This window comes from Anaerocolumna aminovalerica (genome assembly GCF_900115365.1).
Classification (GTDB): Bacteria; Bacillota; Clostridia; order Lachnospirales; family Lachnospiraceae; genus Anaerocolumna; species Anaerocolumna aminovalerica.
In genome coordinates, this window is record NZ_FOWD01000037.1 from 1 (window position 1) to 25,262 (window position 25,262).

The following is a 25,262-nucleotide window of genomic DNA, read 5'->3' on the forward strand; positions in this document are numbered from 1 at the left end:
AGAAAGTGCTTTATTAAGCTTTATAATGACTCCATTTATATTGTTCAAGGATAACAGGGTGTATAGGATTAATTTTGCTACCTTACCCTGTCGGCCGGATTACGCAAAATTAATCCTATACACCCTGTTATCCTAATTTAAAGTTTTATGAAAGTCATTACGAAAGATTATTAAGCACTTTCTGAGTTCAATTTATGTTGTCAGCAAAGCTGTTACTACCGATTATTTTACAAACTAGTATATTTCTTAGGATAAATAAAATGTACATATTAATTCATGATATTAATTTTATGTTGTTATATAATGGGTATACTAAATTAAATACAAGTTTCAATACACAACTTTACCTCAAATAAATTGAACTTTGGAGGTTTCGAAAAGGCTTTTAATTCTTTTTGAATAGATATTGAATACTTATGTAGATAGATAGAATTTTTTAAAGGTATTAAAACAGATAATATGAGATGAGAACCTATTGGTTTTATCTATAAAACTAGGTTATCAATATGAGAATTTGCTTGCGTATTTAGGAGATATACTTGTAAAGAAGATTATCTATTTAGACAACAGGAGGTTATGAAATGATTATGACAATTAAGGCAGCCTTCTAAAATGTGCTAATAAAACTTTTTAGGAGGCTAAGATTATGAAATTTAATTTAATAGATATTGAAAATTGGAATAGGAAGCCATACTTTGAACACTATTTGAATTCTGTTAGATGTACTTACAGTATGACAGCAAATATAGAGATAACAAATTTATTGCATGAAATAAAACTTAAGGACCTTAAACTATATCCAACACTAATTTATATACTTGCAACTGTGGTTAATAATCACAAGGAATTCCGTACTTGTTTTGATGAAAACGGTAATTTAGGATACTGGGATAGTATGAGTCCCAGTTATACTATATTTCATAAGGAAAATGAAACATTTTCAAGTATATGGACAGAGTATGATGAAAGCTTTTCGCGTTTTTACACTGCTTATCTTGATGATATAAAAAACCACGGAAACATCATGAAGTTTACTCCAAAATTAAATGAGCCAGCCAATACATTCCCTATATCCAGCATCCCCTGGGTGAGTTTTACAGGATTTAATCTGAATGTATACAATGATGGAAAATATTTACTTCCAATATTCACAACAGGTAAATATTTTGAGCAGAATAGTAAAATATTCATTCCTATGTCCGTACAAGTTCACCATGCAGTTTGTGATGGATACCATATCAGCAGATTTATTAATGAGGTACAAGAAGTAATTTTAAATTATCAAACATGGTTAGGAGATAAATAGGTTCATTACGTTAGATTATATTATTCTTATAAGCAAAATAAGGGAAGTCAAAAGACTTCCCTTCAGGCTGTCGACATTCTGTATGTTGATGGATTTTTTAGATTAGAATGGAATTGGCGAAAACCTCGTGGGTTTTAGAACCAAAAAACGCTGAGCTAAGGAATAAACTTCGTGAAGCATTTGCCAAATGGTACGACCACGCAAACAATGAACAGAATGAAAACTGCATTATTTTGCCAATAAGTATCACAAGAGGTACGGTAATTAAAGACCACGATGCTGTGCGTTACAATATAGACTTTGTGAATAAAGTAGAGAACTGAAGAAGGAAAAATTAGGAAAGAAGTTAAGCCGTTTCTAATAAGTATTTTCTTTATTACATATTATAGCATTAATATTCAGCACATAAGTTTTTCCTAAAATGTATGATGAAATTTACACGAATGTCGTATTCACACATAAATATACACAAAGAGCCTATACAAAGATATTTACTATTATCTCTTAAAAGACACCTCTTACTTCTAACCATAATATACAGTTATATTTTTAATACACAGCTTTGCCCTCAAAAACTTAAATTGAACTTTGAGAATAGGGAATATGGGTTTTTTGTGACTTTGGGAAATTCGTTATGGTTCTTATATTATAGGAACCGCGCCAATATTTAAAAATTGTGATGTTTGACGAGGCAAAGCCGAGGAGTTCGCAATTTTTAAATATGCTTTAAGCGATTGCTATAATATTAGAACCATCGAATTTCCCTATGGAACAAGAAACCCATATTCCCTATTCTTGAAGTTCTTCACCAACCTTAAGTGGGCAAAGTGTACTTATTCTAATTTTTAAGCAAGTTTCTGACCACAATTCGGACAGAAATTTGCTTCCCCCGTCTTTTGACCGCAGTTAGGGCAGAAGTTAGGTTTTGCTGTACCGGCTGGTGTACCAGGATTGAAATTACCGCTATTTGGATTAGCTGTATTATTGTTCATGTTCTGCATCATTTGGTTAGCCATATTCATTCCCATCATCATTCCTGCCATGTCAGAAGCAACACCGCCTCCCCGTACTTTACCAGAGGAAATGCCATCGATCATAGAAGCTTGCTGATAACGATTCATATCACCAATCATGCTGTGGGAAGCGTTCTTGTTGATCATTTCCTGAATTTCTTCCGGATAGTTGAAACTCATAATGTTAAAGCCGGTAATAGTAATTCCGGTATCAAAAATCTGCATATCCAAATCTGTTTTGATTCCCTTTGCAATGTCAAAGGAATTGGCTTGAAGATTGAACATATCTTTGCCTTCTTTTACAATCCAATTCATAAGTAACTGGTCTAAGACAGCAGTGATACGAAGTTTCACATCGTCAACTAAGTAACTGTCTTTTACTCCGGCAATTTTATCAATTAATTTAATATAATCATTTACTTTGAAAGTAAATGTTCCGTTAGAACGAATTGGCATACCTCCCGGCAATTGAGGTGTTGGAATGTTAATGGCACTTTTAGTCCCCCATTTTACAGTAAATTCTTTGGTGTTTATAAAAAGAACTTCAGCTCTCATTCCGCTGTTAAAGCCGAACTTAAATCCTTTTAAGGTTGAAAGAAAAGGTACAATATCCGATTCGATATCATAATTACCTTCATCTTTGAAGATGCCCTCTATCTTTCCGTTAAACATAAATACAGCATCCTGGCCCGGACGAATAATTAATTTACTGCCTCGTTTTATCTCGTTATTATGCCATTTGTAGAAGATCATGTCTTCTCTAAATTCATCCCATTCCACTACATTGGAAAATTCTTTTGAAAAAAGTCCCATAATAATACTTCCTTTCGTTTATCCTTTTATATGTTAATGTTTTCATAAGTTTAATTGCAGTTATTTAATGATATACTCTTTTATCGGAGATAGTAATAAAAAATACTTAAACTATAATATGTTCTTTTATATAAAGATGAGTTACCTTTAGTCACTTAAAAACTTCTTCCTCCGCCACTGTGGGAATGGCCTCCGCTTGAGACACCGCCACCGCCGCTGCTGCGGATGCCACCACCGCCACCGCGGTTATTATTGTCGTTGGATGGTTTCCTAACTCGAGTGGTTGTTGTCCTTATATAATCATCCCGGCTTGCAATGACTCTGGAATTTTGTTCGTCTAAATAAGTTCTGCTTGTTACCGTTACTCTGCCGCTGGAGTGATAAGCCATAATACCAACCCCGATTACACCGATTACTACAGAAATGCCAAGTTGAGCCAATACATTATTAAGAATATTTTCTTCCTTTTCTTCGTAATAATTACTTGGGCCATCCACGGATGCTTCACCGTAATAATTACCGGAGCCTTTTTCTCCAACAACGGGAGAAGTATTCACACCCTTTTCCTCATTCATGTAATAGACAACTTGTTTCATATACGCTTCCATAGCTTTATAATATTCTTCATCCTTTAATAATGGAAATACATCATCAAGTATATGCTCTATCCTGTCATTGTGTATATAATGTTCTGCATCACCATAACCTTGTATCTCAATACCACGGTCCCCAGGATCCATATTTAGAAGTAATAATACGGCTGTACCAAATTCCTTTTCATAACCAAACCCATATTCGTCATAACAGTCTTCTAAGTATTCCTGCCTGCTTCTTCCGGACAGGTCATCTGTTGTAATGACAACAATATCAACTTTACCTTCTTCACTATATTTCTTACTTAGTTCTTCTAACTTATTAACTTCTTTTTCTGAAAATAGTCCATAATAATCAAAAACTTTCCGGTCTTCCGAGGCTGCCAATACAGTTCTATTACCAAAAGCCGCAATTAGAGTAAATAATAAAAGGAAGAGAAAGCTTCTTTTCATTAAGTTGCTTTTTCTATATGATTCCTGATTCTCACTTTTATCTAAAGTATTAGAGGAAACTTTATGTTTTAAGGACATCATAATTAGCTTATTATTTATTCTCATATTAAAAGCCTCCCGAAACTAAAGAAAGTATTTGCATTATAATAAATGCGGCACCACTGATTCCTCCGAACCAGGCAGCAATTTTACCTATGCTTAAAGGTGGTTTTCCAACAATTTTACCTGTCTGGCCATTCATTGCAAATATGTGATCTGACTTTTTATAATCATAACAGACCATCCATACCGGCAGGAGCACATAATCTGCATGGACTTCCCGTAAGTTTATATTCTTATTATGATAGGTAGTGGTGGCATAACCGCGGATAGTGGAATCTATAAAATTATTTACATAAGACTCCACTCTTTGACGTACTCTGGGAAATAACTGTCGATTATCATAATTATATTTTTCCGCAATATATCCTGCCAGATAAGGCATATTAAAATCTTTTAGATTGCCATAGTTATAGGGCTCTAATTTATCCATCAATTCATCACTCATCTTTGAGGAAGCATCTGCGGGAACTTTAAGATAATTCAGATCTACATTTCGGTAAACATTATAATACTTTGTTTCTGTGTAGATATAATCACCCTGTTCATAAGTACGAACTCTGGTGCAGGTTGCGTTTACCTCTCCCCGGCCATTTAAATCATATAGCCAAAAAGGAACATAAAGACCGGTGATATTCTTAATACGGTCGGCGGTCATAAATCCCTTTGGAGTCAACAGGCCTTTCTTACACCATTTAACGAAAGCTTCTCTAGCTTGCTCTTTATTAATGGAAAATGGGATTACTTTTGCAGGTGCTAAATTGCCCGTAAGCCTATCCCCTAAAACAACACCTGCCCCGCAAAAGCTGCAGGTTGTTGCGGTGGTATCTTTATCTGTAATAAGAACTGCCCCACAATTCTTACAATGATATTCTTTTACATCCTCTTCTTCAAATTGATGAGAATAGGAAGTATCTTTTGTATTCCATGAGGCATTTTCTTCCCTCCCGGAACTATGACTGTGTTGATGAGACTCATGATTATTTTGCCGGTCGTCATCTCGTTTTGGCATATTTTCTATATTTTCATTTCTGCCACAGCTATCGCAATGCAACATGCCGGTTGTACTGTCGAATGCCATATCTGCCCCGCAATTAGGGCATTTATACTGTACTACCATATAAATTCTCCACCTTCTTAAAATAAACATATACTGCATAAATCTACAGCTATGAAAGTTTCCATTGCACAGTTTACATAGTAAACTGTGAATATAGACTATTATAGCATAAAAGTGTATTATTGTGTAAAAAAAAGCTGTCTTAAAAGATTTCTTCTAAGACAGCCCTTCATCATTCTTATTTATTTAAGCTGGCTTTTAACGCTTCTAATTCAGCATCTACGGATGCATTAGATTCGGATGAATATTTCTTGGTTAAATCCTTAATTGAATTGTCGGCAGAAGATTTGTTTAATTCAGCCATAGCGTTTGCTTTGTCGATGGCTTTATTCGCCATTTCTTCGTATTTATTAAAGCTAGCCATTGAATTATTTGCACTTGCAACAGAGGAGGTCATTTTATTGATACGGTCCTGAGTTTTTGCAACAGCTAATTTACCTTTTATCATATCTTTGCGGGATTCTAGTTCGTTTATGTCAGAGACCAATTTGTCATGCATTTCCCGCATATTCGTAGCATTGGTATGTGCTAAGTCATAAGCTTCCTGTAATCCGCTTTGTTTAGAGGTTAAAGAAGCTTTTTGTTCTAAAAACTTTCTGGCATCCTCTTCGTTACCGGCTTGCAGAGCCTTTACTGCATATTCCTGCATTTTAGCAATTTCTTCGTTGCAGTCATCAAGAACTCTCTTTGAACGTTGCTCTTCTGCCATAATACTAGCGGTTTCTGCTTTTACTTTGCCTAAATCGCTGTTTAAATTTCTCAAACATTGATCTATCATCTTTTCCGGATCTTCTGCTTTATCAAGCAGCGCGTTAATGTTACTGGACATAATATCTTTGAATCTTGTTAATATTCCCATATGAATCCCTCCATCTTATATTATTATAGGCAGAAGCAGATACTACTTGCTGCGCTTGTGTTAATAATGCACGTTGCATTTTCAGTTTATTATTATTTACCGGTTACGTCAAGTTAAAAAAGGGTTAAAATAATAATAGAATGATTAAAATAGGAAAAGCTTTATTAATAATTTATGAGTATGTTTGAAAGAATATGCAAGAGGTTCAACCGTTAATTTAGATGCCGCTAAGGCATCATATATGGAAGGTTGAAAGAAAATATACCTATAGAAAGGATGCCATGAAAGGATTCCTAATATGCAATGGGTGTAAATATGAAGAACAAGTTGACAAAAGAAAGATTGTCTTTATAATTAAAATACAGAAAACCCGAGGGAATAAATCAGGTAAATGTTTGACAAGAAAGAGAGATAAATTATGTGGATTGCAGATGGATGGAAGGATTATGAAGTAATAGATGCGTCTCAAGGGGAGAAATTAGAACGTTGGGGAAAATATATATTGGTACGTCCGGACCCCCAGGTTATATGGGATACTCCTAAAACAGAAAAGGGCTGGAAGCAAAGAAATGCACATTACCACAGAAGCAGTAAAGGCGGCGGAGAATGGGAATTCTTTGATTTACCGAAGCAGTGGAAGATAGAGTATAAAGACCTGACTTTTAATTTGCAGCCATTTAGTTTTAAACATACAGGATTATTTCCGGAGCAGGCAGCAAATTGGGAATGGTTTAGCCAAATCATTAAAGAAGCAAAGAAAAAAGATCCAACCCGTGAAATAAAGGTATTAAACTTATTTGCCTATACCGGCGGTGCAACTGTTGCAGCTGCCAAAGCAGGAGCTGGGGTAACTCACGTAGATGCCTCCAAGGGTATGGTAACCTGGGCAAAAGAAAATGCAGCTCACTCCGGCTTAGAAGAAGCACCCATTCGCTATATTGTGGATGACTGCGTAAAATTTGTAGAAAGAGAAATCCGCAGAGGTAACCGATACGATGCCGTAATCATGGATCCTCCTTCTTATGGAAGAGGCCCTAAGGGAGAAATCTGGAAGATAGAAGAAAGTATACATCCTTTCGTAAAGCTCTGTACCCAAGTGCTAAAGGATAAGCCATTATTCTTTTTAATTAATTCCTACACAACAGGTCTGCAACCAGCAGTATTATCTTATCTGCTTGGGGTAGAGATGGCTTCTAAATACGGAGGCAATGTAGAGTCAGACGAAATCGGCTTACCGGTAACATCCAATGGCTTAGTATTACCTTGCGGAGCTTCAGGACGCTGGACCAGCGAAAAATAGAACGCTAATTCTCAGGAATGAGAGGCTTCTATCGGAACTTGAAAGTCAACTTCTGATTACCTATATTATAAGTTATTATTAAGATATATTAATATGTACTATATATAAGAAGAAACGGCAGATGATAGTTTATCAAACTGCCGTTTTGTAATTATCACTTAACTTATTAGCGGCTTTTATGGAAATAGTATTATTATTAACACCTTCATCTGTCATTCAAATAATATTTATATGAGTTTTGAATGCTCTGAGAAATAATTCTAACTATTATTTTTTTCAGAGAATGATTTGCCAGATAATTATAAATTCAGCTAGGTATAATCAATAACTATGAATAATAAAATATGAGAAATCTTTTAAGTCGATATATTATTCACTATACATTCTTTTGAAGCCACATAATTACATTAGATGCTATTATTAAGAACTCGCTTATTATATACTTGGAAATCCTAATGTTAACACAACCTAAATTAGAATGGATACCAAGCCTGCCCTCCTATGAACCCTGCCCTCCCCCTCAAACCGTCCCTCAAACAAAAAAAGTAAAAAAATTTTAAAAAAGCTCTTGCAAAATGAAAATACCTGTAGTATACTGATTAATGCTGTGACATTGATAGCGTAGAAGCGTGAGGTTGCTACATATAATTGTAGGTTATTCCGTGGAGCGAATGTCATGTTAGGAAACTGGCGACAAGTCACTGTACAAAACGATAATTTCTGCCTGGAGCAGATAAACGTATGTAGTTCATTACATGAAATTAAGTAAATCTAAGAATAGGTTTGCTTGTTGAGGTTTCAAGATAAGGACACACACGGTTGAGTGTACAGTCACCGCTTGTCGTACTGCTATTAAGTGCGAAAAGGAGGCGACTTTTTTTATGGCAAGTCAAGTAATGAGAATTACATTAAAAGCGTATGATCATCAATTAATCGATCAATCAGCTGCAAAAATCATCGAAACTGTAAAAAAGACAGGATCAAAGGTGAGTGGACCGGTACCCCTACCTACTAAGAAAGAAGTAATTACAATTCTTAGAGCGGTACACAAGTACAAGGACTCTAGAGAGCAGTTCGAACAAAGAACACATAAGAGATTAATCGATATCATCACACCAACACAAAAGACAGTTGATGCATTATCAAGATTAGAAATGCCGGCTGGTGTGTACATCGACATCAAGATGAAAGCAAAATAAGCATTAAAAATGAAAGAATCCTTTAGGGTTTATATATAGGGAAAGGCTTACGAAGGAGCCGCACTAGTTGTAGACCATCTAGGATGATTACATGTAAATGTAATCCGCTGTAGATTAAACAGGAGGTGCAATTAAGAAATGAAGAAAGCATTATTAGCTACAAAAGTCGGAATGACTCAAATCTTCAATGAAAACGGAGCTTTAATTCCGGTAACTGTATTACAAGCAGGACCTTGTGCAGTAACACAAGTAAAAACTGTTGAAAATGATGGATACAGTGCAATACAGGTTGGTTATGGCGATATAAGAGAAGTATTAGTTAACAAACCTAGAAAAGGACACTTTGCAAAAGCAGGTGTTGCTAACAAAAAGTATCTTAAAGAATTTAAGTTTGAGAATGCCGCTGATTTCACAGTAGGACAAGAAATCAAAGTTGACATCTTTGCAGAAGGTGACAAAATTGATGCTACTGGAATATCAAAAGGTAAAGGTTTCCAAGGTGCAATTAAGAGACACGGACAGTCCAGAGGACCTATGGCTCATGGTTCTAAATTCCACAGACATGCAGGTTCCAGTGGTGCAGCTACAAGTCCTGGTAGAGTATTCAAGGGTAAAAAGATGCCTGGTCAAATGGGTAATGTAAAAGTAACTGTTCAAAACCTTGAAGTTGTTAAAATTGACACCGAAAACAATGTTATTTTAGTAAAAGGCTCTGTACCAGGACCTAAAAAAGCTATGATAATATTGAAACAATCAGTTAAATCAAACTAGAAGCTTTAAGAAAGGAGGAACACACAGATGGCAAACGTATCTGTTTATAATATGGAAGGTAAAGCCGTTGGTTCTATTGAATTAAACGATGCTATCTTCGGAGTAGAAATAAATGAACATTTAGTTCACTTAGCAGTTGTTCAACAACTTGCAAATAAACGCCAGGGAACACAAAGTGCTAAAACCCGTTCTGAAGTAAGCGGTGGCGGAAGAAAACCATGGAGACAAAAAGGAACAGGTCATGCAAGACAAGGTTCAACAAGATCACCACAATGGAAAGGTGGCGGCGTTGTATTTGCTCCAAAGCCAAGAGACTATTCCTTCAAATTAAATAAAAAGGAAAAGAGACTTGCATTAAAATCAGCTTTAACTTCAAGAGTAGCAGCTGAGAAAATTTATGTACTTGATGAGCTTAACTTTGATGAAATCAAAACAAAGAAAATGGCTGCAGTACTTGATAACTTAAAAGTAAGTAAGGCATTAGTTGTTCTTGGAGAAAAGAATGAAAACGTAATTCTTTCTGCAAGAAACATTCCTTCTGTAAGAACTGCATTACCTAACACTCTTAATGTTTATGATATCTTAAAATATGATTCAATAGTGTTAACGAAAGATGCAGTTGCAAAAATTGAGGAGGTGTACGCATAATGGCAGATTTAAAATATTATGATGTTATACTTAAACCGATTATTACTGAAAAAAGTATGAACTCCATGAGTGAAAAGAAATATACATTTTCAGTTCATCCAGATGCAACAAAGAATCAAATCAGAGAAGCTGTTGAAAAAATGTTTGCTGGAACAAAAGTTGCTAGTGTTAACACTATGAATTTAGAAGGAAAAAACCGCAGACGTGGCAACACAGCTGGTAAAACTTCTAAAACTAAGAAAGCAGTTGTTCAATTAACAGAAGACAGTGCAGAAATCGAAATATTCTCTGGCCTATAATTTAAACTGGCTTAGATTATAATTTGAATTAAACAATTATGGTTGTTTATTCGCCGATAAAAGAATAAAAATAATAACGTTTCAGTTGTAATATACAAGACGTTATTACAGCTACGAAAGGAGTGCAAAAAATGGGAATTAAAACCTATAACCCATATACACCTTCCAGAAGAAATATGACCTCATCTGATTTTGCAGAAGTTACAAAATCAACTCCTGAGAAATCATTACTTGTTTCTTTAAATAAAACAGCAGGTCGTAACAATCAAGGAAAGATTACAGTTAGACACCACGGTGGTGGTTCTAGAAGAAAATATAGAATTATTGATTTTAAGAGAAGAAAAGACGATATCCCTGCAACTGTATTAGCAATCGAATACGATCCAAACAGAACAGCAAATATCGCATTAATCTGCTATGCAGATGGAGAAAAAGCTTATATCTTATCTCCTAACGGACTTACCGTTGGAACAAAGCTTATGAATGGTGCAAATGCAGAAATTAGAGTAGGTAACTGCTTACCACTTCAAAACATTCCAATCGGTACTCAGATACACAACATTGAATTATATCCTGGTAAAGGCGGACAATTAGTTCGTTCTGCTGGTAACTCAGCACAGTTAATGGCAAAAGAGGGAAAATATGCAACTCTAAGATTACCTTCAGGTGAAATGAGAATGGTTCCAATCATTTGCCGTGCTACAATTGGCCAGGTTGGTAATATTGATCATGAATTAATTAACATTGGTAAAGCTGGTCGTAAACGTCACATGGGTATTAGACCTACAGTTCGTGGTTCTGTTATGAACCCTAATGACCATCCACATGGTGGTGGTGAAGGTAAGACAGGTATTGGCCGTCCAAGCCCTGTTACTCCTTGGGGTAAACCTGCACTTGGTTTGAAGACAAGAAAGAAGAACAAGAAGTCTAACAAGTTGATCGTAAGAACAAGAGACGGTAAGAATGTTAAATAATTAAGGAGGTTAAACCTATGGCTCGTTCATTAAAAAAAGGACCATTTGCTGACGAACATTTATTGAAAAAAATAGATGCTATGAATAAAGCAGGCGATAAGACAGTTATTAAAACATGGTCACGTCGTTCTACAATTTTCCCACAAATGGTTGGACATACAATTGCAGTTCATGATGGAAGAAGACATGTGCCTGTATATGTAACAGAAGATATGGTTGGTTATAAACTTGGTGAGTTTGTGGCAACCAGAACATTCAGAGGACATGGAAAAGACGAAAAGAAGACTGGAAAGAGATAGTTAATGTGGAATTGAAAGGAGGTTTCATCCATGGCGAAAGGACATAGATCCCAGATAAAGAGAGAGAGAAATGAGAATAGAGATACGAGACCATCAGCTAAGATATCTTACGCTAGAGTTTCTGTTCAAAAAGCTTGTTTCGTATTAGACGCCATTCGTGGAAAGGACGTTGAAACAGCTCTTGGTATTCTAGCTTATAATCCAAGATATGCTTCAAGTGTTATAGAGAAAGTATTAAAATCAGCTATTGCAAACGCTGAGAATAATAATGGTATGGACGTAAGTAAGTTATATATTCAAGAGTGTTATGCTAACCAGGCACCAACAATGAAGAGAATCAGACCAAGAGCACAGGGTAGAGCTTATAGAATCTTAAAGAGAATGAGTCACATCACTGTTGTGCTTAATGAAAGATAAGGAGGGCAATAATGGGACAGAAAGTTAATCCTCATGGCTTAAGAGTCGGTGTCATTAATGACTGGGACTCAAGATGGTATGCTGAAGCTGATTTTGCAGATAACTTAGTTGAGGACTACAACATCAGAACATATCTGAAAAAGAAATTATACAACGCTGGAATTTCAAAAATTGAAATTGAAAGAGCGTCTGACAGACTAAAAGTTATTATCTTTACTGCTAAACCTGGTGTGGTAATCGGTAAAGGTGGAGCTGAAATTGAAAAATTAAAAGTTGAAATTCAAAAATTCACTTCTAAGAAGTTAATGGTAGATATTAAGGAAGTAAAAAGACCGGATACAAATGCTCAATTAGTAGCAGAAAGTATTGCAGCTCAGCTTGAAAACCGTATTTCTTTCAGAAGAGCGATGAAATCTACAATGGGTAGAACCATGAAAGCAGGAGCTAAAGGTATCAAAACTGCTGTTGCTGGACGTCTTGGCGGAGCAGATATGGCTCGTACTGAATTCTATAGTGAAGGAACAATTCCTCTACAGACATTACGTGCTGATATTGATTATGGTTTTGCAGAAGCAGATACAACTTATGGTAAATTAGGCGTAAAAGTTTGGGTTTACCATGGAGAAGTACTTCCGACTAAAGGAGCAAAACAGGAAGGGAGCGATAAATAATGTTAATGCCTAAAAGAGTTAAACGCCGTAAGCAGTTCCGTGGAACTATGTCCGGAAAAGCTACAAGAGGTAATACAATCTCCAACGGCGAATATGGTATGGTTGCTTTAGAACCAGCTTGGATTAAATCAAACCAAATCGAAGCTGCCCGTGTTGCTATGACTCGTTACATTAAACGTGGTGGTAAAGTTTGGATCAAAATATTCCCTGATAAACCTGTAACAACAAAACCAGCAGAAACTCGTATGGGTTCCGGTAAGGGCTCATTAGAATACTGGGTAGCAGTAGTAAAACCAGGACGTGTATTATTTGAAATCTCCGGTGTACCTGAAGAAGTAGCTAGAGAAGCATTACGTCTTGCTATGCACAAATTACCAGTGAAGTGTAAAATAGTTTCTCGCGCAGACTTAGAAGGAGGTGCGGGCAGTGAAAACTAATAAATATGTAGAAGATTTAAAGAACAAATCAGCTGCAGAATTGAACGAAGAATTAGTAGCTGCTAAGAAGGAACTTTTTAATTTAAGATTCCAGAACGCAACAAATCAATTAGATAATACAAGCAGAATAAAAGAGGTTAGAAAGAATATCGCAAGAATTCAAACAGTGATTTCCGAGAAAGCTAAGGCTTCTAAATAATCACATTTCAACGATTCGGGAAAGGAGAAATTGTTGTGGAGAGAAATCTAAGAAAAACTCGTACTGGTAAAGTAGTTAGTGATAAGATGGACAAAACAATTGTAGTTGCAATTGAAGACCACGTAAAACATCCATTATACAACAAGATTGTAAAGAGAACTTCTAAATTAAAGGTTCATGATGAAAATAATGAATGTAATATTGGTGATAGAGTAGAAGTTATGGAGACAAGACCTTTATCCAAGGATAAGAGATGGAGACTTGTTAAGATTATCGAAAGAGCGAAGTAATAAATGCTGAAAGGAGTAGAGTCATGATACAACAAGAATCAAGACTTAAAGTTGCTGACAATACCGGTGCGAAAGAATTACTTTGCATTCGTGTATTAGGTGGTTCAACTAGAAGATATGCTAATATCGGCGATATCATCGTTGCTTCTGTCAAAGATGCAACACCAGGCGGTGTTGTTAAAAAAGGTGACGTGGTTAAAGCTGTCGTTGTTCGTAGTGTAAAAGGAGCTCGTCGTAAAGACGGTTCATATATAAGATTCGATGAAAATGCTGCAGTTATCATAAAAGAAGATAAGAATCCAAAAGGTACACGTATCTTTGGACCAGTAGCAAGAGAATTGAGAGAAAAGCAATTCATGAAAATCGTTTCATTAGCACCAGAAGTATTATAAGGAGGTGTCGACTGTGTCAACTATTAAAATCAAAAAAGGTGATAACGTAAAAGTTATTACCGGTAAAGATAAAGGCAAAGAAGGCAAAGTAATAGCTGTATTAGATGGCAAGGTTTTAGTTGAAGGTATCAATATGATAACAAAGCACTCTAAAGCAAGCCAGGCTGATCCAAAAGGTGGTATTGTTCACCAAGAAGCACCGATTGATATTTCCAATGTTATGTACGTGCATAAGGGTAAAGTTACTAGAATTGGTTTCACAACTCAAGAAGGTAAAAAAGGACCTAAAAAAGTTCGTATCGCAAAATCAACCGGCGAAGTAATCGACTAATTCTAAGAGAGGAGGTCTCATACGTTGACTAGATTAAAAGAAATGTACAATAATGAAATAGTAGATGGTATGATCAAGAAGTTCGGATATAAGAACGCTATGGAAGTACCAAAATTAAATAAAATCGTAATTAACATGGGTGTTGGCGAAGCAAAAGATAACTCTAAGCTTTTAGATGCTGCTGTTAAAGATCTTGAGATAATTGCTGGACAAAAGGCAGTTATCACAAAAGCAAAGAAGTCCGTAGCTAACTTCAAAATCAGAGAGGGTATGCCAATCGGATGTAAAGTAACTTTAAGAGGCGAAAAAATGTATGAATTCGCAGATCGTCTGATCAATTTATCATTGCCTCGTGTACGTGACTTTAGAGGTGTTAATGACAATGCATTTGACGGAAGAGGAAATTACGCTCTTGGAATTAAAGAACAATTAATTTTCCCTGAAATCGAATATGATAAGGTTGATAAGGTTAGAGGTATGGATATTATCTTCGTAACCACAGCTAAGACTGATGAAGAAGCTCGTGAATTATTGACATTATTCGGTATGCCATTCAAAAAATAGTTAGGAGGGAAATCCATGGCTAAAACGTCAATGAAGATAAAACAACAACGTACGCAAAAGTTTTCAACTAGAGAATATAACCGTTGTAGAATCTGTGGACGTCCACATGCATATTTAAGAAAATACGGAGTTTGCAGAATCTGCTTCCGTGAATTAGCTTATAAAGGACAAATACCAGGTGTTAAGAAGGCAAGCTGGTAGGAAACAAGGAAGGAGGCAAATGAAATGACAATGAGCGATCCAATTGCAGATATGCTTACAAGAATTCGTAATGCCAATACTGCGAAACATGATACAGTAGATATACCTGCTTCTAAGATGAAGATAGCAATTGCTGGAATTCTATTAAAAGAAGGTTATATTAAGAAATATGACATAGAAGAAGTTGATGGCTTCAAAACAATCCATATTACATTAAAATATGGTAAAGATAAAAATGTTAAAGTCATTACAGGACTTAAGAGAATCTCTAAACCAGGTCTTCGTGTTTATGCAAGCAAAGAAGAACTTCCAAAAGTACTTGGAGGACTTGGAACAGCTATTATTTCAACAAATAAAGGTGTTATAACTGATAAAGAAGCAAGAGAATTAAATGTAGGTGGCGAGGTATTAGCATTCATCTGGTAATATGGAAGTAAGCACATTGAATCAAAGATTCAATGTAGTGCTCGAAACTTCGAGCACGTATCGACGAAGTCGATGCTTACGTACAACGAGGAAAAACGGAGTTTTTTCGAGTCTGAGTGCTCGAAGTATTCGAGCACGTAACTGACGAAGTCGGTGGTCACGGACAACGAGGAAAAACGGAGTTTTTTCGAGTCTGGCCGTCTTGAATAATCAATCAAGGGCAGACTTATGAATAACCTACAAGAAACTATCTTCCCCCATTAAAAAATTACAGGAGGTGCGGGCATGTCACGTATAGGAAGAATGCCTATCGCTATACCAGCTGGTGTAACTGTTGATATAGCAGAAAATAATAAAGTGACTGTAAAAGGTCCAAAAGGAACACTTGAAAGAGTATTACCTTCAGAAATGAATATTAAATTAGAAGGTTCAGAAGTTGTTGTAACAAGACCTAATGAATTAAAGAAAATGAAATCTTTACATGGTCTAACAAGAACATTAATCGCTAATATGGTAACCGGTGTAACTGCTGGTTATGAAAAAGTGCTTGAAATCAACGGTGTTGGTTATAGAGCAGCAAAAGCAGGTAAAGAATTAACATTAACACTTGGATATTCACATCCAGTAGTTATGACTGATCCTGAAGGTGTTGAGTCTATATTAGATGGACAAAATAAAATCACAATAAAAGGTATTGATAAAGAAAAAGTTGGCCAATACGCTGCTGAAATCAGAGATAAGAGAAGACCTGAACCATACAAGGGCAAAGGTATTAAATATGCTGACGAAGTTATTAGACGTAAAGTTGGTAAGACTGGTAAGAAATAATAGGAGGTGTGAAAACAAATGGTTAGTAAAGAATCAAGATCTAAAGTTCGTTTAAATAAACATAGAAAATTACGTAATCGTTTCTCCGGTACTCCTGAAAGACCACGTTTAGCTGTGTTTAGAAGTAATAATCATATGTACGCTCAAATTATTGACGATACAGTTGGTAATACTTTAGTGTCAGCTTCTACTCTTCAAAAGGATGTTAAGGCTGAAATTGAAAAGACAAACGATGTAGCTGCAGCAGCATATTTAGGAACTGTTATTGCTAAGAAAGCATTGGAAAAAGGTATTACAACTGTTGTCTTTGATAGAGGCGGATTTATATATCAAGGAAAGGTAAAAGCATTAGCAGAAGCAGCAAGAGAAGCTGGTCTGGAATTCTAAGCAAGGAGGAAAACACATGAAACGTACAATCGTTGATGCTAGTCAATTAGAATTAGAAGATAAAGTAGTATCAATTAAACGTGTAACTAAAGTAGTTAAAGGTGGACGTAATTTCAGATTTACAGCTTTAGTTGTTGTTGGTGACAAGAACGGACACGTTGGTGCAGGTTTAGGAAAAGCTGCAGAAATTCCGGAAGCAATTCGTAAAGGAAAAGAAGATGCAATTAAGAAATTAATCAGCTTACCTATAGATGAAAATGGCAGTGTACCACATGACTTTATCGGTAAATTCGGCAGTGCTACAGTATTATTAAAGCGTTCCCCTGAAGGTACTGGTGTTATCGCAGGAGGTCCGGCTCGTAACGTACTTGAGCTTGCAGGTTTTAAGAATATCCGTACAAAGTCACTTGGCTCAAACAATAAGCAAAATGTTGTTCTTGCAACTATTGAAGGCTTAAGTCAACTTAAGACTCCTGAGGAAGTAGCTAAGTTACGCGGTATTTCTGTTGAAGATATGTTAGGTTAGGAGGGGCTCAAGATGGCAGAAAAATTAAAAATAACTTTAGTAAAATCTACAATTGGCTCAATCCCAAAGCATAAAAAGACAGTAGAAGCATTAGGACTTCGTAAATTACACAAATCTGTTGAGATGCCAGACAATGCTGCAGTAAGAGGCATGGTTGACCAAGTAAGACATTTAGTAAAGGTTGAAGAAATATAATTACAAAGAAGTAAGGAGGTGTAATCTATGAATTTATCAGAATTAAGACCAGCTGACGGTGCAAAACAAAGTGCAAACTTTAGAAGAGGCCGTGGACATGGTTCAGGAAATGGTAAAACTGCAGGTAAAGGACACAAAGGACAAAAGGCACGTTCCGGAGCACCTAGAGTTGGTTTTGAAGGTGGTCAAACTCCTTTTATTCGTACTCTACCTAAAAGAGGATTTACAAACAGAAATACAAAAGAAATCGTTTCTATTAACGTTGATAGACTAAATATATTTGAAGACGGTTCTGAAGTTACAGTTGCAACATTAATCGAGGCAGGTGTTATCAAGAACCCAAGAGATGGTGTTAAGATCCTAGGAAATGGAGAACTAACTAAGAAACTTGATGTCAAGGTAAATGCTTTCAGTGCCGGCGCAGCAGAAAAGATTCAAGCTCTTGGTGGAAATGCTGAGGTGATTTAGGATATGTTTAAAACGTTCCGAAATGCTTTAAAAATTAAGGATATAAGACGTAAGTTATTATACACTTTTGTAGCACTGATAATAATAAGATTAGGTTCCATACTTCCTGTACCAGGTATCAATAGAGCTTACTTTGAGTTTTGGGTTGGATCCCAGACTGCGTTAGGGTTCTTTGATACCCTAACAGGCGGTTCTTTTACCCAGATGTCTATCTTTGCACTTAGTATTACGCCATATATTACTTCTTCCATCATTATGCAGCTATTAACCATAGCAATTCCTAAATTGGAAGAGATGCAAAAAGAAGGCGAAGACGGCAAGAAAAAGATCCAGGAATATACACGTTATGTAACTGTTGGATTAGCAGTAATCGAATCATTTGCAATGGCTATCGGCTTTGGTAGCTCAGGCTTATTAGAAGGCGGTGGAACCTTTGCAAATGTTGCTGTTATTGTTGCTTCTTTCTCAGCTGGTTCTGCATTCTTAATGTGGTTAGGTGAAAGAATTACAGAAAAAGGTGTTGGTAACGGTATTTCAATTATCTTGTTAATTAATATTGTTGCAGGAATGCCAAGAGATTTTGTGAACTTATATAAACAATTTATCGCAGGTGCACCTACTGTAGTAAATGCTATTATTGCTGCTGTAATAATTGTTGCAGTAATCGTAGCCATGGTATTATTCATTATTGTATTACAAGATGCAGAAAGAAAAATACCAGTACAGTACGCTAAAAAAGTACAAGGCAGAAAAATGATTGGAGGACAATCCTCTCATATTCCTTTAAAGGTAAATACTGCCGGTGTTATACCAGTAATTTTTGCTAGTTCTTTTATGCAGTTTCCTATTGTTGTAGCTTCTTTCTTTGGCGTTGAGCCAGCAAGAGCCCACGTATTGCCTAAGATCTTATATTTATTGAATCAATCAAAATGGTTCAATATCTCAAGCTGGGGCGAGTTTAAATATACGCTGGGAGCATTAATTTATATCGCATTATTAGTATTCTTTGCTTATTTTTATACTTCCATTACTTTCAATCCAATTGAAATAGCGAATAATATGAAAAAGCAGGGTGGTTTTATACCTGGTATTCGTCCGGGAAAACCAACTACAGAATACTTAACCAAAGTACTGAATAATATCATATTTATCGGTGCTGTTGGACTTACCATTGTAGCTATTGTACCTCTTATTTTCTTGGGTGCTTTTGGCGCATACGTTACATTTGGCGGAACATCTCTGATCATTGTTGTTGGTGTTGTTCTTGAGACAATGAAACAAATTGAATCACAGATGTTAGTACGTCATTACAAAGGATTTCTTAACGATTAGTAAACATAGAGTAAATTAGAATGTGAAGGCGGGGCTTCTGCCCCGCCATTTGCAGATTTTACATTTTTAGATGTTTTAGATGATAAATGTGGGAGGAAATCGGTATGAAGATTATTATGCTAGGAGCTCCGGGAGCAGGAAAAGGAACACAAGCTAAAAAAATTGCAGCTAAATATAAAATTCCGCATATTTCAACCGGCGATATATTTAGAGCAAACATTAAAAATGGTACAGAGTTAGGAAACAAAGCAAAAACATTTATGGATCAGGGGTTACTGGTTCCTGATGAATTAGTTGTAGATTTAGTAGTAGACCGTGTAGGCCAGGAGGATTGCAAAAACGGATACGTATTAGACGGTTTTCCAAGAACAATTCCTCAGGCAGAAGCATTAGATTCAGCACTAATGAATATGAACCAAAAAATAGACTATGCTATTAATATAGAAATACCAGATCAAAATATTGTAGATAGAATGTCCGGGCGTAGAGCATGTTTAACATGCGGAGCTACGTATCATATCGTTAATATACCTACAAAGATAGAAGGCATCTGCGATGTCTGCGGCGGAAACACTGTTTTACGTGATGATGATAAGCCGGAAACCGTAATAAAACGTTTGCGTGTTTACCATGAACAAACACAACCATTAATTGAATACTACATAGACCAAGGTGTATTGGTTGAAGTTGATGGCACAATGGAAATGACTGACGTATTTTCAGCTATTGAAAAGATACTGGAAAACTAGTATGGTTTATCGCAAGGGAGAACAAAATGGCAGTAACAATTAAATCAGAAAGAGAAATAGAATTAATGCGTGAAGCAGGGCGTATCCTAGCCACTGTTCACGAAGAACTGAAAAATATTATACAACCAGGAATATCTACATTAGACATTGATAAAAAGGCAGATGAATTAATACGAAGTTATGATTGCATTCCGTCCTTCTTAAACTACAACGGTTTTCCTGCCTCTGTTTGTGTATCCATAAATGAGCAGGTGGTGCATGGAATCCCCAATAAGAAAACCTTCTTAAAAGAAGGTGACATTGTCAGTCTGGATGCCGGAGTTATTTACAAAGGTTATCAATCAGATGCAGCAAGAACCTGGGCAGTTGGGGAAGTTAGTGAAGAAGCTAAGAAATTGATTAAAGTAACTCAGGAAAGCTTTTATGAAGGTATTAAATTTGCAAAAGCTGGCAATCATCTACATGAGATTTCCGCTGCCATACAAGATTATGTTGAATCTTTCGGATTTTCAGTTGTTAGAGATTTAGTAGGACATGGAATTGGTACCGAGATGCACGAAGAACCTCAGATTCCGAATTTTAGACAGAAAAGAAGAGGTATCAAACTGGAACCTGGAATGACCTTAGCAATCGAACCTATGGTTAATGCAGGCCGTTATGATGTATATTGGGAAGATGATGATTGGACTGTTGTTACTGATGATGGCTCTTTATCTGCGCATTATGAAAATACTATCCTTATTACGGATGGAGAACCGGAAATATTATCGATTCTAAAGTAATAAAAAAATGATTTTGTTTCGGTAGAATGGAGATTTTTATGATAGAGTATGAAGTTGGCGAAATAGTAATATCAAAGGCCGGCCATGATAAAGGTGAACACTTTGTCATAGTAAAATCAGATTCTGAATATGTATACTTAGTAGATGGCGTATTTCGAACAGTTGACAGACCAAAGAAGAAAAACAAAAAGCATGTTCAGCTTGTTCATTTTAAAGACAGTAATTTAATAAAAAAATATGTCAATAATGAAAAGATAACCAATGAAGAAATAAAAAGAGCAATAAAACTTTTTAAAGACCTAAAATCCTAAATCATGGAGGTGACAATATGTCAAAATCAGATGTTGTAGAAATTGAAGGAACTGTAGTTGAAAAATTACCAAATGCTATGTTTCAAGTGGAATTAGAGAACGGACATAGAGTTTTAGCACATATAAGTGGAAAACTTCGTATGAACTTCATCAAAATTGTACCAGGCGATAAAGTTACCTTAGAATTATCTCCATATGATTTAACAAAAGGAAGAATTATCTGGCGTGATAAATAACAGGCTGCAAAGATTATACTTTGTAGCATCTGACAGCAACAAGGGTACCGTCATAATAAATAAGACAATTGGCTTAAAAGTGTTTTATTTATTTCATATAAAAATATTAGTTTTTACTTGATTTTCAGCAAGTACAATGTTATAATGTAAGACGGACTTTTTTTGAAAGGAGTGAATTACTGTGAAAGTAAGGTCATCAGTAAAACCAATTTGCGAAAAGTGCAAGATTATTAAAAGAAAGGGAAGTATCAGAGTAATCTGTGAAAATCCTAGACACAAACAAAGACAAGGCTAATATTCAATAAAAGCTGGCTGTTCCTACAGCGGTTTTATTGTTTTATATATAGTAGTTCTTGCTTTCTGTGTTACAATCTGCATTTGGCAATTGTGATATTGTGAACAATTTTCAATACTCTGTATTGAACCCTATTGTTCCTGGAGCATAATTTAATACGGAACTATTGATTATTGTTTTGAACATCATGTCATTATCATGATGTTCAGCAAGTAAACATAGGGTTTTTGCTTGTCACAATTTAAAGCGGCTGCGCAATGAAACACTTGGAAGTGTTGGCATTGCAAAAGTTATTTTTAAAATGTTTAATGAAAAAATATCAATCAAAGTGAGTGTGGACATAAGAGGTATGCATTTCACCGTATACAACAGTATATGATACTTATTATATTCACCCAAATAATTAACGGAGGTGTATTACGCACATGGCTCGTATTAGTGGTGTAGATTTACCAAGAGAGAAACGTGTAGAAATCGGTCTTACTTATATTTTCGGTATCGGAAGAGTAAGCGCTAATCGTATTCTTGCAGAGGCAAATGTTAATCCGGACACTCGTGTTAGAGATTTAACTGACGAAGAAGTGGGAAGAATTCGTGATGTTATTGATGCATCACAACAGGTTGAAGGTGATTTACGTAGAGAAATCGCACTTAATATTAAGAGACTTCAAGAGATCGGATGCTATAGAGGAATCCGTCATAGAAAAGGCCTTCCAGTTCGTGGTCAAAAGACTAAAACTAATGCTAGAACTAGAAAAGGTCCTAAGCGTACAGTTGCAAACAAGAAGAAATAATGTAATAAAAATCCAATAGGAGGGTTTGTTAAATGGCTAAAAAGTTAGCAACAGCAAAAAAAGTGACCAAGAAACGTGTTAAGAAAAACGTCGATCGTGGACAGGCACATATTCAGTCATCTTTTAATAATACAATTGTTACTCTTACAGATGCAGAAGGCAATGCTCTTTCATGGGCTAGCGCTGGTGGTTTAGGTTTTAGAGGTTCTAGAAAATCAACTCCTTATGCAGCACAAATGGCAGCAGAAACAGCAGCTAAAGCAGCATTAGTTCACGGTTTAAAATCTGTTGATGTTATGGTTAAAGGTCCTGGTTCAGGTAGAGAAGCTGCAATTCGTGCACTTCAAGCTTGTGGTATTGAAGTAACAAGTATCAAGGATGTTACTCCAGTTCCACATAACGGATGTAGACCACCAAAACGCAGAAGAGTCTAATAGGAGGTAAGTAAACGATGGCAAGAGACATGGGTCCTGTATTAAAAAAATGTAGAACACTTGGTCTAGAACCTGCATATTTAGGTATAGACAAGAAATCTAATAGAACATCATCCAGAGCTGGTAAAAAAATCAGCGAATACGGATTACAGTTAAGAGAAAAGCAAAAAGCTAAATTTATATATGGTGTTCTGGAAAAACCTTTCAGAAACAATTTTGATAAAGCTAAAAAAATGAAATACGGTACAACTGGTGAAAACTTAATGATTCTTCTTGAACTCAGACTGGATAACGTAGTTTTCCGTTTAGGTTTCGGCAGAACAAGAGCAGAAGCTAGACAGATCGTAGATCACAAGCATGTACTTGTTAATGGAAGATGCATCAACATTCCATCTTATCAGGTAAAAGCTGGTGATGTTATTGAAATTAAAGAAAAATTCAAGAGTGCACAAAGATATAAAGATGTATTAGAAGTAACAGCTGGCAGATTAGTACCAGCATGGCTTGAAGTAGATCATGAAGCTCTTTCCGGTAAGGTAAAAGAGATTCCTTCAAGAGACCAAATTGATGTTCCGGTAGATGAAATGCTTATCGTCGAGTTGTATTCTAAGTAATCATTAATCGTATCATAATAACCCAAAAGGAGGGTCCTATTGTGTTTGATTTTGAAAAACCAAAAATTGAAATTGCAGAAATTTCTGAAGATAAAAAATTTGGACGTTTTGTAGTAGAACCTTTGGAACGAGGATACGGTACAACACTAGGCAATTCTCTAAGAAGAATTATGCTTTCATCCTTACCCGGAGCCGCTGTCAGTCAAGTTAAGATTGACGGTGTTGTTCACGAGTTCAGTGCTATTTCTGGTGTAAAAGAAGATGTAACTGAAATCATCATGAATATTAAAAGCTTAGCTATTAAAAATTCCAATGAAACAAATGAACCTAAGACTGCATACATTGAATTCGAAGGTGAAGGAGTTGTAACAGCTGCTGATATTCAGGCTGATCCGGATATAGAGATTCTTAATCCTGAACTACCAATAGCAACACTTAATGGCGGTGCTGATAGTAAATTATATATGGAACTTACTATTACAAAGGGTAGAGGATATATTAGTGCAGATAAAAACAAGAATGAAGATTTACCAATTGGAGTTATACCAATTGATTCCATCTACACTCCTGTAGAACGCGTTAATATATCTGTTGAAAACACTCGTGTTGGTCAGATAACAGATTTTGATAAGCTTACACTTGATGTTTATACCAACGGAACTTTAGGACCAGATGAAGCGGTTAGTTTAGCTGCTAAAGTATTAAGCGAACATCTGAATTCTTTTATTGATTTATCCGAAAATGCAAGAACTGCAGAAATTATGATTGAAAAAGAGGATAATGAAAAAGAGAAAGTTCTTGAAATGAATATTGACGAACTTGAATTATCTGTTCGTTCCTATAATTGCTTAAAGAGAGCAGGTATAAATACGGTTGAAGAATTAACTAACAAAACTTCTGAAGATATGATGAAGGTTAGAAACCTTGGTCGTAAATCCTTGGAAGAAGTACTTGCAAAGCTAAAAGAGCTTGGTTTATCACTTGCTAGTAGTGAAGACTAAAGACAGAGGTCAAAGGAGGGAAAGAAATGGCAGGCTATAGAAAACTAGGAAGAACTTCCAGTCAGAGAAAAGCGTTGCTTAGAAATCAAGTAACGAATTTATTATATCATGGCAAAATCGTAACTACTGAAGCAAAAGCAAAAGAAATCCGCAAAATTGCTGAAGGTATGATTGCATTAGCTGTTAAAGAAAAAGATAATTATGATACTGTAACTGTAACTGCTAAGGTTGCACGTAAAGATAAAGACGGCAAAAGAGTAAAGGAAGTTGTAGACGGTAAGAAAGTTACTGTATATGACAACGTTGAAAAAACAATTAAGAAAGACAAAGCATCCCGTCTTCATGCAAGAAGACAAATGCTTAAAACCCTTTACACTGTTACAGAAGTACCAGCAGAAGCTGCAGGTAAAAAGAAAAACACAAAAACTGTTGATGTAACAGATAAACTATTTGATGAAATCGCACCTAAGTATGTAAGCCGTAACGGTGGTTATACAAGAATCGTTAAGATTGGACCACGTAAAGGCGATGCTGCTATGGAAGTTTTAATCGAATTAGTGTAAATTATATTAAATATAAATTATATAAAAGAGTGGCGGTTACAAACTGTCATTCTGCGCCAAAAAGGCGAAGAAC

Annotated in this window: 38 protein-coding genes; 34 read left to right on the forward strand and 4 right to left on the reverse strand. The window is 35.8% G+C overall.

The features are described from left to right. Window positions 1–646 precede the first annotated feature (646 nt). Complete coding sequence (gene catA / locus BM183_RS16195; RefSeq protein ID WP_091687918.1) at window positions 647–1,306, forward strand: type A chloramphenicol O-acetyltransferase; 660 nt, start codon at window positions 647–649, stop codon at window positions 1,304–1,306. 845 nt (window positions 1,307–2,151) lie between these two features. Here the strand turns inward: catA and BM183_RS16205 are convergent. From BM183_RS16205 to BM183_RS16220, 4 genes are all read right to left on the reverse strand, one after another. Beyond that, entirely contained in the window at window positions 2,152–3,132 is a 981-nt protein-coding gene (locus BM183_RS16205; RefSeq protein WP_091687919.1) for an SPFH domain-containing protein, read from the reverse strand. Window positions 3,133–3,287: 155 nt separating this feature from the next. Further along, a complete protein-coding gene (locus tag BM183_RS16210) occupies window positions 3,288–4,283 on the reverse strand; it encodes a TPM domain-containing protein (protein ID WP_242961034.1) in 996 nt (331 codons plus the stop codon). Between the two features lies 1 nt (window position 4,284). Beyond that, the gene (locus tag BM183_RS16215; RefSeq protein WP_091687920.1) at window positions 4,285–5,397 is read right to left on the reverse strand and encodes a TFIIB-type zinc ribbon-containing protein; all 1,113 of its coding nucleotides are present in this window, start codon (window positions 5,395–5,397) and stop codon (window positions 4,285–4,287) included. Between the two features lie 178 nt (window positions 5,398–5,575). Then, complete coding sequence (locus tag BM183_RS16220; protein ID WP_091687921.1) at window positions 5,576–6,256, reverse strand: PspA/IM30 family protein; 681 nt, start codon at window positions 6,254–6,256, stop codon at window positions 5,576–5,578. Between the two features lie 418 nt (window positions 6,257–6,674). Here BM183_RS16220 and BM183_RS16230 point away from each other — a divergent pair, with 418 nt between their 5' ends. From BM183_RS16230 to BM183_RS16390, 33 genes are all read left to right on the forward strand, one after another. Further along, window positions 6,675–7,556, forward strand: coding sequence for a class I SAM-dependent methyltransferase (locus BM183_RS16230; RefSeq protein ID WP_091687923.1), 882 nt, complete (start codon window positions 6,675–6,677; stop codon window positions 7,554–7,556). 881 nt (window positions 7,557–8,437) lie between these two features. Next, entirely contained in the window at window positions 8,438–8,755 is a 318-nt protein-coding gene (gene rpsJ, locus BM183_RS16235; protein ID WP_091687924.1) for a 30S ribosomal protein S10, read from the forward strand. A gap of 138 nt (window positions 8,756–8,893) precedes the next feature. Next, window positions 8,894–9,526: a 50S ribosomal protein L3 gene (gene rplC, locus BM183_RS16240; protein WP_091687925.1), complete on the forward strand. Its 633-nt coding sequence runs from the start codon at window positions 8,894–8,896 to the stop codon at window positions 9,524–9,526. Window positions 9,527–9,553: 27 nt separating this feature from the next. Further along, window positions 9,554–10,174: a 50S ribosomal protein L4 gene (gene rplD, locus BM183_RS16245; RefSeq protein WP_091687926.1), complete on the forward strand. Its 621-nt coding sequence runs from the start codon at window positions 9,554–9,556 to the stop codon at window positions 10,172–10,174. After that, entirely contained in the window at window positions 10,174–10,473 is a 300-nt protein-coding gene (rplW, locus tag BM183_RS16250; RefSeq protein WP_091687927.1) for a 50S ribosomal protein L23, read from the forward strand. Before rplD ends, rplW begins: the two co-directional genes overlap by 1 nt. A 131-nt stretch (window positions 10,474–10,604) precedes the next feature. Next, a complete protein-coding gene (rplB, locus tag BM183_RS16255; RefSeq protein ID WP_091687928.1) occupies window positions 10,605–11,447 on the forward strand; it encodes a 50S ribosomal protein L2 in 843 nt (280 codons plus the stop codon). A 17-nt stretch (window positions 11,448–11,464) separates the two neighbouring features. Then, the gene (gene rpsS / locus BM183_RS16260) at window positions 11,465–11,746 is read left to right on the forward strand and encodes a 30S ribosomal protein S19 (RefSeq protein WP_091687929.1); all 282 of its coding nucleotides are present in this window, start codon (window positions 11,465–11,467) and stop codon (window positions 11,744–11,746) included. 30 nt (window positions 11,747–11,776) lie between these two features. After that, the gene (rplV, locus tag BM183_RS16265) at window positions 11,777–12,163 is read left to right on the forward strand and encodes a 50S ribosomal protein L22 (RefSeq protein ID WP_091687930.1); all 387 of its coding nucleotides are present in this window, start codon (window positions 11,777–11,779) and stop codon (window positions 12,161–12,163) included. 11 nt (window positions 12,164–12,174) lie between these two features. Continuing rightward, window positions 12,175–12,834, forward strand: coding sequence for a 30S ribosomal protein S3 (gene rpsC / locus BM183_RS16270; RefSeq protein WP_091687931.1), 660 nt, complete (start codon window positions 12,175–12,177; stop codon window positions 12,832–12,834). After that, window positions 12,834–13,271 carry a 50S ribosomal protein L16 gene (gene rplP / locus BM183_RS16275; RefSeq protein ID WP_091687933.1) on the forward strand — a complete coding sequence of 146 codons (438 nt, stop codon included), beginning with the start codon at window positions 12,834–12,836 and terminating at the stop codon, window positions 13,269–13,271. Before rpsC ends, rplP begins: the two co-directional genes overlap by 1 nt. Continuing rightward, window positions 13,261–13,470, forward strand: a complete 210-nt coding sequence (gene rpmC / locus BM183_RS16280; RefSeq protein WP_091687934.1) for a 50S ribosomal protein L29 — start codon at window positions 13,261–13,263, stop codon at window positions 13,468–13,470. Before rplP ends, rpmC begins: the two co-directional genes overlap by 11 nt. Before the next feature lie 35 nt (window positions 13,471–13,505). Then, on the forward strand, window positions 13,506–13,760 hold the full coding sequence (rpsQ, locus tag BM183_RS16285) for a 30S ribosomal protein S17 (protein ID WP_091687937.1): 255 nt from the start codon (window positions 13,506–13,508) through the stop codon (window positions 13,758–13,760). 23 nt (window positions 13,761–13,783) lie between these two features. After that, window positions 13,784–14,152, forward strand: coding sequence for a 50S ribosomal protein L14 (gene rplN, locus BM183_RS16290; RefSeq protein ID WP_091687939.1), 369 nt, complete (start codon window positions 13,784–13,786; stop codon window positions 14,150–14,152). A gap of 13 nt (window positions 14,153–14,165) precedes the next feature. Beyond that, entirely contained in the window at window positions 14,166–14,483 is a 318-nt protein-coding gene (rplX, locus tag BM183_RS16295) for a 50S ribosomal protein L24 (RefSeq protein WP_216397762.1), read from the forward strand. Between the two features lie 24 nt (window positions 14,484–14,507). Then, entirely contained in the window at window positions 14,508–15,047 is a 540-nt protein-coding gene (gene rplE, locus BM183_RS16300; protein WP_091687941.1) for a 50S ribosomal protein L5, read from the forward strand. Between the two features lie 15 nt (window positions 15,048–15,062). Then, on the forward strand, window positions 15,063–15,248 hold the full coding sequence (locus BM183_RS16305; RefSeq protein WP_091687943.1) for a type Z 30S ribosomal protein S14: 186 nt from the start codon (window positions 15,063–15,065) through the stop codon (window positions 15,246–15,248). Between the two features lie 24 nt (window positions 15,249–15,272). Beyond that, complete coding sequence (gene rpsH / locus BM183_RS16310) at window positions 15,273–15,674, forward strand: 30S ribosomal protein S8 (protein WP_091687945.1); 402 nt, start codon at window positions 15,273–15,275, stop codon at window positions 15,672–15,674. A gap of 285 nt (window positions 15,675–15,959) precedes the next feature. Further along, window positions 15,960–16,502 carry a 50S ribosomal protein L6 gene (gene rplF / locus BM183_RS16315; RefSeq protein WP_091687947.1) on the forward strand — a complete coding sequence of 181 codons (543 nt, stop codon included), beginning with the start codon at window positions 15,960–15,962 and terminating at the stop codon, window positions 16,500–16,502. A gap of 18 nt (window positions 16,503–16,520) precedes the next feature. Further along, entirely contained in the window at window positions 16,521–16,889 is a 369-nt protein-coding gene (gene rplR / locus BM183_RS16320) for a 50S ribosomal protein L18 (RefSeq protein WP_091687949.1), read from the forward strand. A gap of 16 nt (window positions 16,890–16,905) precedes the next feature. Continuing rightward, entirely contained in the window at window positions 16,906–17,415 is a 510-nt protein-coding gene (gene rpsE / locus BM183_RS16325) for a 30S ribosomal protein S5 (RefSeq protein WP_091687951.1), read from the forward strand. A gap of 12 nt (window positions 17,416–17,427) precedes the next feature. Further along, window positions 17,428–17,610, forward strand: a complete 183-nt coding sequence (rpmD, locus tag BM183_RS16330) for a 50S ribosomal protein L30 (protein ID WP_091687953.1) — start codon at window positions 17,428–17,430, stop codon at window positions 17,608–17,610. Between the two features lie 27 nt (window positions 17,611–17,637). Continuing rightward, entirely contained in the window at window positions 17,638–18,078 is a 441-nt protein-coding gene (gene rplO, locus BM183_RS16335) for a 50S ribosomal protein L15 (protein WP_091687955.1), read from the forward strand. 3 nt (window positions 18,079–18,081) lie between these two features. Next, complete coding sequence (secY, locus tag BM183_RS16340; protein ID WP_091687957.1) at window positions 18,082–19,410, forward strand: preprotein translocase subunit SecY; 1,329 nt, start codon at window positions 18,082–18,084, stop codon at window positions 19,408–19,410. Window positions 19,411–19,514: 104 nt separating this feature from the next. Next, on the forward strand, window positions 19,515–20,159 hold the full coding sequence (locus BM183_RS16345; RefSeq protein WP_091687959.1) for an adenylate kinase: 645 nt from the start codon (window positions 19,515–19,517) through the stop codon (window positions 20,157–20,159). A 26-nt stretch (window positions 20,160–20,185) separates the two neighbouring features. Further along, window positions 20,186–20,941 (forward strand): type I methionyl aminopeptidase, encoded by a 756-nt coding sequence (map, locus tag BM183_RS16350; RefSeq protein WP_091687961.1) that lies wholly within the window; start codon window positions 20,186–20,188, stop codon window positions 20,939–20,941. Between the two features lie 38 nt (window positions 20,942–20,979). Next, window positions 20,980–21,252 carry a KOW domain-containing RNA-binding protein gene (locus tag BM183_RS16355; protein ID WP_091687963.1) on the forward strand — a complete coding sequence of 91 codons (273 nt, stop codon included), beginning with the start codon at window positions 20,980–20,982 and terminating at the stop codon, window positions 21,250–21,252. 17 nt (window positions 21,253–21,269) lie between these two features. Then, window positions 21,270–21,488: a translation initiation factor IF-1 gene (infA, locus tag BM183_RS16360; RefSeq protein WP_091687964.1), complete on the forward strand. Its 219-nt coding sequence runs from the start codon at window positions 21,270–21,272 to the stop codon at window positions 21,486–21,488. Window positions 21,489–21,669: 181 nt separating this feature from the next. Next, window positions 21,670–21,783 (forward strand): 50S ribosomal protein L36, encoded by a 114-nt coding sequence (gene rpmJ, locus BM183_RS16365; protein WP_073285411.1) that lies wholly within the window; start codon window positions 21,670–21,672, stop codon window positions 21,781–21,783. A gap of 425 nt (window positions 21,784–22,208) precedes the next feature. Beyond that, window positions 22,209–22,577 (forward strand): 30S ribosomal protein S13, encoded by a 369-nt coding sequence (gene rpsM, locus BM183_RS16370; RefSeq protein ID WP_091687966.1) that lies wholly within the window; start codon window positions 22,209–22,211, stop codon window positions 22,575–22,577. Between the two features lie 32 nt (window positions 22,578–22,609). Further along, window positions 22,610–23,011, forward strand: coding sequence for a 30S ribosomal protein S11 (gene rpsK, locus BM183_RS16375; RefSeq protein ID WP_091687968.1), 402 nt, complete (start codon window positions 22,610–22,612; stop codon window positions 23,009–23,011). A gap of 17 nt (window positions 23,012–23,028) precedes the next feature. Next, on the forward strand, window positions 23,029–23,625 hold the full coding sequence (rpsD, locus tag BM183_RS16380) for a 30S ribosomal protein S4 (RefSeq protein WP_091687970.1): 597 nt from the start codon (window positions 23,029–23,031) through the stop codon (window positions 23,623–23,625). Window positions 23,626–23,666: 41 nt separating this feature from the next. Further along, window positions 23,667–24,626: a DNA-directed RNA polymerase subunit alpha gene (locus BM183_RS16385; protein WP_091687972.1), complete on the forward strand. Its 960-nt coding sequence runs from the start codon at window positions 23,667–23,669 to the stop codon at window positions 24,624–24,626. A 26-nt stretch (window positions 24,627–24,652) separates the two neighbouring features. Further along, complete coding sequence (locus BM183_RS16390) at window positions 24,653–25,189, forward strand: bL17 family ribosomal protein (RefSeq protein WP_091687974.1); 537 nt, start codon at window positions 24,653–24,655, stop codon at window positions 25,187–25,189. Window positions 25,190–25,262 lie beyond the last annotated feature (73 nt).

Excerpts from the sequence above, each read along its gene's own strand:
- catA (WP_091687918.1), top strand. The coding sequence starts at position 647 with ATGAAATTTAATTTAATAGATATTGAAAATTGGAATAGGAAGCCATAC.
- BM183_RS16205 (WP_091687919.1), bottom strand. The coding sequence starts at position 3,132 with ATGGGACTTTTTTCAAAAGAATTTTCCAATGTAGTGGAATGGGATGAA.
- BM183_RS16210 (WP_242961034.1), bottom strand. The coding sequence starts at position 4,283 with ATGAGAATAAATAATAAGCTAATTATGATGTCCTTAAAACATAAAGTT.
- BM183_RS16215 (WP_091687920.1), bottom strand. The coding sequence starts at position 5,397 with ATGGTAGTACAGTATAAATGCCCTAATTGCGGGGCAGATATGGCATTC.
- BM183_RS16220 (WP_091687921.1), bottom strand. The coding sequence starts at position 6,256 with ATGGGAATATTAACAAGATTCAAAGATATTATGTCCAGTAACATTAAC.
- BM183_RS16230 (WP_091687923.1), top strand. The coding sequence starts at position 6,675 with ATGTGGATTGCAGATGGATGGAAGGATTATGAAGTAATAGATGCGTCT.
- rpsJ (WP_091687924.1), top strand. The coding sequence starts at position 8,438 with ATGGCAAGTCAAGTAATGAGAATTACATTAAAAGCGTATGATCATCAA.
- rplC (WP_091687925.1), top strand. The coding sequence starts at position 8,894 with ATGAAGAAAGCATTATTAGCTACAAAAGTCGGAATGACTCAAATCTTC.
- rplD (WP_091687926.1), top strand. The coding sequence starts at position 9,554 with ATGGCAAACGTATCTGTTTATAATATGGAAGGTAAAGCCGTTGGTTCT.
- rplW (WP_091687927.1), top strand. The coding sequence starts at position 10,174 with ATGGCAGATTTAAAATATTATGATGTTATACTTAAACCGATTATTACT.
- rplB (WP_091687928.1), top strand. The coding sequence starts at position 10,605 with ATGGGAATTAAAACCTATAACCCATATACACCTTCCAGAAGAAATATG.
- rpsS (WP_091687929.1), top strand. The coding sequence starts at position 11,465 with ATGGCTCGTTCATTAAAAAAAGGACCATTTGCTGACGAACATTTATTG.
- rplV (WP_091687930.1), top strand. The coding sequence starts at position 11,777 with ATGGCGAAAGGACATAGATCCCAGATAAAGAGAGAGAGAAATGAGAAT.
- rpsC (WP_091687931.1), top strand. The coding sequence starts at position 12,175 with ATGGGACAGAAAGTTAATCCTCATGGCTTAAGAGTCGGTGTCATTAAT.
- rplP (WP_091687933.1), top strand. The coding sequence starts at position 12,834 with ATGTTAATGCCTAAAAGAGTTAAACGCCGTAAGCAGTTCCGTGGAACT.
- rplN (WP_091687939.1), top strand. The coding sequence starts at position 13,784 with ATGATACAACAAGAATCAAGACTTAAAGTTGCTGACAATACCGGTGCG.
- BM183_RS16305 (WP_091687943.1), top strand. The coding sequence starts at position 15,063 with ATGGCTAAAACGTCAATGAAGATAAAACAACAACGTACGCAAAAGTTT.
- rpsH (WP_091687945.1), top strand. The coding sequence starts at position 15,273 with ATGACAATGAGCGATCCAATTGCAGATATGCTTACAAGAATTCGTAAT.
- rplF (WP_091687947.1), top strand. The coding sequence starts at position 15,960 with ATGTCACGTATAGGAAGAATGCCTATCGCTATACCAGCTGGTGTAACT.
- rplR (WP_091687949.1), top strand. The coding sequence starts at position 16,521 with ATGGTTAGTAAAGAATCAAGATCTAAAGTTCGTTTAAATAAACATAGA.
- rpsE (WP_091687951.1), top strand. The coding sequence starts at position 16,906 with ATGAAACGTACAATCGTTGATGCTAGTCAATTAGAATTAGAAGATAAA.
- rpmD (WP_091687953.1), top strand. The coding sequence starts at position 17,428 with ATGGCAGAAAAATTAAAAATAACTTTAGTAAAATCTACAATTGGCTCA.
- rplO (WP_091687955.1), top strand. The coding sequence starts at position 17,638 with ATGAATTTATCAGAATTAAGACCAGCTGACGGTGCAAAACAAAGTGCA.
- secY (WP_091687957.1), top strand. The coding sequence starts at position 18,082 with ATGTTTAAAACGTTCCGAAATGCTTTAAAAATTAAGGATATAAGACGT.
- BM183_RS16345 (WP_091687959.1), top strand. The coding sequence starts at position 19,515 with ATGAAGATTATTATGCTAGGAGCTCCGGGAGCAGGAAAAGGAACACAA.
- map (WP_091687961.1), top strand. The coding sequence starts at position 20,186 with ATGGCAGTAACAATTAAATCAGAAAGAGAAATAGAATTAATGCGTGAA.
- BM183_RS16355 (WP_091687963.1), top strand. The coding sequence starts at position 20,980 with ATGATAGAGTATGAAGTTGGCGAAATAGTAATATCAAAGGCCGGCCAT.
- infA (WP_091687964.1), top strand. The coding sequence starts at position 21,270 with ATGTCAAAATCAGATGTTGTAGAAATTGAAGGAACTGTAGTTGAAAAA.
- rpsM (WP_091687966.1), top strand. The coding sequence starts at position 22,209 with ATGGCTCGTATTAGTGGTGTAGATTTACCAAGAGAGAAACGTGTAGAA.
- rpsK (WP_091687968.1), top strand. The coding sequence starts at position 22,610 with ATGGCTAAAAAGTTAGCAACAGCAAAAAAAGTGACCAAGAAACGTGTT.
- rpsD (WP_091687970.1), top strand. The coding sequence starts at position 23,029 with ATGGCAAGAGACATGGGTCCTGTATTAAAAAAATGTAGAACACTTGGT.
- BM183_RS16390 (WP_091687974.1), top strand. The coding sequence starts at position 24,653 with ATGGCAGGCTATAGAAAACTAGGAAGAACTTCCAGTCAGAGAAAAGCG.